Annotated in this window: 3 protein-coding genes; all 3 read left to right on the forward strand. The window is 62.0% G+C overall.

Translation table 11 applies throughout. The features are described from left to right. Nucleotides 1–298: 298 nt before the first annotated feature. From G6035_RS19235 to G6035_RS19245, 3 genes are read left to right on the forward strand one after another with little or no spacing between them, the layout of a single operon-like run. Entirely contained in the window at nt 299–1,480 is a 1,182-nt protein-coding gene (locus G6035_RS19235; RefSeq protein WP_176618709.1) for a M24 family metallopeptidase, read from the forward strand. A 3-nt stretch (nt 1,481–1,483) separates the two neighbouring features. Continuing rightward, a complete protein-coding gene (locus tag G6035_RS19240; RefSeq protein WP_176618710.1) occupies nt 1,484–2,737 on the forward strand; it encodes a PLP-dependent aminotransferase family protein in 1,254 nt (417 codons plus the stop codon). Next, nucleotides 2,734–3,945 (forward strand): M20 family metallopeptidase, encoded by a 1,212-nt coding sequence (locus G6035_RS19245; RefSeq protein WP_176618711.1) that lies wholly within the window; start codon nt 2,734–2,736, stop codon nt 3,943–3,945. Before G6035_RS19240 ends, G6035_RS19245 begins: the two co-directional genes overlap by 4 nt. Nucleotides 3,946–4,311 lie beyond the last annotated feature (366 nt).

Genomic DNA, 4,311 nt, shown 5'->3' on the forward strand with positions numbered 1-4,311 from the left:
TCTAGGCGTCAAGGCAGCCTTGGAGCGTGACGCCATCCTGGCAGCCGGCCTCAACATCGCCGCCGGCGAGGTCGCGCATCGCTCAGTCTCGGATGCCCACGACTTGCCCCTCGCCGCCGACTGGCACCGACTGGTCTCCGCGTAGGACGGGAATCACGACGGGGCCCGCACCTCCCTCTCCCGCCGTCACTGAACGGTAACTGGCGGGCTGCTGAGCTAGTCAGTGGAGGTCAGTTGTGTGAGGCCCGCCATATGAATTACATTGTAAACAATCTACTATTTGTTAGGGGTATCTTCCTTGCTCTTTAGCCAAGAAGAATATGCCGCCCGCCTTGCGGGCGTCCGTGGGCGGATGGCCAACCAAGGCCTGGCGGCCCTGCTTGTGACCGACCCGTCGAACATCTACTATCTGACCGGGTACAACGCGTGGTCCTTTTATACGCCCCAGCTCGTCTTCGTCCCCGCTGATGGACCCATGCTCCTCTTCACCAGGGCCATGGATGCTGGCGGGGCTACCCGCACGAGCTGGCTGCCGCAAGGCTGCATCATTGGGTACCCGGAACAATACGTCCACCGGCCGCATGTACATCCCTTCGACTGGGTGGCCTTTGCACTGCGGGAACGCTATCTCATTGCCCCCGCGGCCAAGGGTTGTGTAGGACTGGAAATGGACTCTCACTTTTTCTCTCCCAAGGCCTACCGGTCCCTCGTCAATGCCATCCCCGAGTGGACCCTCGTGGACAGCTTCGAGCTGGTTAACTGGGTCCGCTCCATCAAGTCGCCTGCCGAAGTGCAGCTCATGCGCAGCGCAGCACAGGTCTGCATGGTGGCGATGCAGGCTGCAGTCGACACGATCGAGGTGGGACTCCGCCAATGTGATGCCGCAGCGGCCATAAGCCAGGCCCAGATCAAGGGAACCGGCGGGATCGGCGGGGACTATCCGGCAATCGTACCTATGCTCCCCACCGGCGAGGCAGCAGACACCCCGCACCTGACTTGGAGCGAAGACCGCTTCGAGGCGGGACAATCCGTGGTCATCGAACTAGCCGGCGCACACCAGCGTTACCACACGCCGCTGGCACGCACACTGACCTTGGGCAAGAAGCCAGAGCGCCTCGCAAAGCTTGCTGATGCCGTCGCAGACGGCCTGAACGCGGTGCTGGACGAGGTACGGCCGGGTGTTCCCGTCCGCGAACTGGCCCGAACCTGGAACTGGACGCTTGCCAAGTATGGCCTCGAAAAGCCGTCCCGCATTGGTTACTCGATTGGCATCGGTTATCCGCCAGACTGGGGCGAGCGCACCATTTCCGTCCGTTCCGAGGATGAATCAGTTCTCTCGGAAAACATGACGTTCCACATAATCGGAGGTATGTGGATGGAGAACTATGGCTACGAACTCTCCGAATCGATCCGCGTCACCGCCGACGGCGTGGAAACCTTTACCAGCTTCCCCCGTGAACTCATCCAGAAAGGCGCCTAGGCCATGACTGCTAATCGCTTTGACACCCGATCCCGTGCCACCCTGCCACTGGCTGACCGTGCAGCCGACCTCGTCGGGTCGGTCATTGATTCCAGCACTTCCCTGTTGGCTGCACAGAGCCACGACATAGTCCGCTTCGCCATGGGTTCACCGGCAGATGAAGCAGTGCCGCTGGCCGAGTTCCGCGACATCGCCGACACGGTCATCGACCACAGTTCCATGACCTACGGCGCCACCGAGGGCGAACCTGTGCTGCTGAAGGCCCTCGTTGGCTACCTGGCCGGGACTTCAGAGCCCACCTCCGAGGAACGGATCACCATTACCGCCGGCGGCATGCAGGGCCTTGATTTGGCGTGCAAGATCTTCATCAACCCCGGCGACCTGGTGATCGTGGAAAGCCCGACGTATACCAACGGCAGCGCCACGGCATTGAGCTACGGCGCCGAACTGCTCGAGGCACCCATGGACGAGAACGGCCTGATCGTAGAGGCACTTCCCGAGCTGGTAGCCGCCACAGGCCGCACACCCAAGGCGATCTACACCATTCCGAACTTTCAGAACCCCTCCGGAACGACCCTTTCGCTGCCCCGCCGCCACCAGCTTCTGGAGCTGGCGCACCGATGGAATTCGGTCATCATTGACGATGACCCCTACGGTCTGTTGCGTTTCGAAGGCCAGGACCTGCCCTCGCTACAGGCCCTGAGCCCCGGGGATCCGCTGCTCTTCTCCGTTCGGACGTTCTCCAAGATCCTGGCACCCGGCCTGCGTGTGGGCTGGGTGGACACAGACCCAGCGTTGCGCCAGCTCGTCATCAATGCCAAGCAGGCCATGGACACGTGCGCAAACGTTCCTGCCCAGCACATTATTGCGGAGTTCATCCGACGCGGCGGCCTGGACGGTCACCTCGCCGGCCTGCGCACGGAGTACAAGCGCCGCAAGGACGCCATGCAGGAAAGCCTTCGCCGCCACTTGGGCGGCAGGGTCACCACCACCGATCCCGAAGGCGGCTTCTTTCTCTGGCTCACGCTACAGGGTGAAGATGCGCGGATCTCCACCCGCAGGCTATTCGAGACGGCCCTGGCGGAGGGTGTCGCCTTCATCCCCGGGCCCGCCCTGTCCGCAAGCGGAAAGTTCGACGACGCCCTGCGGCTCTGCTTTGCAACCACCACCCCCGAACGGGCCGAAGAAGGCATAGTAAGGCTCCGGCGGGCAGTGGACCGGGAACTCGCCGGCATGAGAGTCGGGTACGGCGCGTGATCACGCCACAGGAAGAACGCATTCTGGGGCTGATTTCCGAGTCCGAACTTGTTTCGCTCACCTCCGCGCTGATCGCTGCAGGCGGGGAGAATCCCGGCGGTACCGAGGAGGCCACGGTTGCAGTCCTCCATGAGTTCTGCTGCAGCGCCGGGCTCGAAACCCAAACACAGGCCATTGCTCCGGGCCGGCCAAATTTCACGGCCGTTCTGCCGGGTGGGAGCTTGCCCGGGTTCATGTTTCTCGGTCATTCTGACGTCGTCCCCGTCGGGGACGGTTGGGAATGTCCGCCGTTTGAGCCGTTCATCCGCGATGGGCGGCTCTACGGACGGGGCTCCACGGACATGAAGGGAGGGCTGGCGGCCGTAGCCGTTGCCCTGAAGGCCCTGAAAGAAGGAGGAGTCCACCTGCCCGGTAACGTCGCCTTGGCCTGCACGGTGGATGAGGAGGATCTGGGACTAGGTATCAGGGCCTACACCAACGCCGCCTTGGCCAGCCAGACGGCGCCTCCTGGCTTGGCCATGTCCTATTCCGCCTGCGTCGTGGCAGAACCCACTGATTTGGAAACGGTCATTGGTTGCCGCGGGGACAGCTACATTCAGATATCTGTGACCGGAAAGTCTGCCCACTCGGGCCGGCCGGCGGATGGGCGAAACGCCATCGATGCCGCGGCCAAAATCTTGGAGCTGATCCGCGCCGACCATGACCGCCTGCAAGACGACCAAGACCCGTTGCTGGGAGCCGGGAGTTGGAACACCGGCATTGTCAGGGGCGGCACCGGAACGTCAATGGTGGCGGCCGAATGCACCTTATCCCTCGATCGCCGGCTCATGCCGAATGAAGATGCACACCTGATCCTCGACAAGCTCCGCGTGCAAATCAGTGAGGCCGGCATCGATTCCAATGGAATTTCCGTCGACGCAAAGGTAACCATGGATATGCCGGGGTTCCGCACCGAGACATCGCATGCTCTCGTGGCAAACTCGGTTTCGGCGCTGGCGGACACTGGGTGGACAAGCTCGATAGGCGGTTGGACCGCCGCCTGCGACGGTGGCTTCATCGCCCGGGATCTTGGGGTAGCCACGATCGTGATGGGTCCCGGTGGCCTCAACGACCAGGCTCATCAAGTCAACGAATCCGTCAGCATCGCAGAACTAACCGCGGCTGCACGCGCCTATACCCTGATGTGCCTTCGACACAGCAATGCCTAGTCTCCGCCCGGCTGCGCATTCTGCTTCAGCGGTCCGGGCCCTGCCGGCCAAGTGGGTTTGCGCCGGAAGCAATACGCAAGCCGCCAGACCATACAAATGAGGCATGGAATGATCCACGTTGCTCGCCCTAGACAGAAGGACGACGCGTCCGTGACAACAACCCAAATATAACGAGCTCGGTCCTGGCTCTTTGAAGAACAGAGGTCATCACCGGCACTTGACTTCTTGTCGATGGACAAGGGGTCAAGTGGTGGAACCTGGACCTGAAAACGTGACCGGCCTTTGGTCACTACTGTCAGTCTTTCACCGAAGGATGTACTCGTGGCAACAACTGAACTTGGCTCCAACACGACGCCCAGTCCCATA

It is taken from the genome of Arthrobacter sp. SDTb3-6 (assembly GCF_013376095.1).
Classification (GTDB): domain Bacteria; phylum Actinomycetota; class Actinomycetes; order Actinomycetales; family Micrococcaceae; genus Specibacter.

Excerpts from the sequence above, each read along its gene's own strand:
- G6035_RS19240 (WP_176618710.1), top strand. The coding sequence starts at position 1,484 with ATGACTGCTAATCGCTTTGACACCCGATCCCGTGCCACCCTGCCACTG.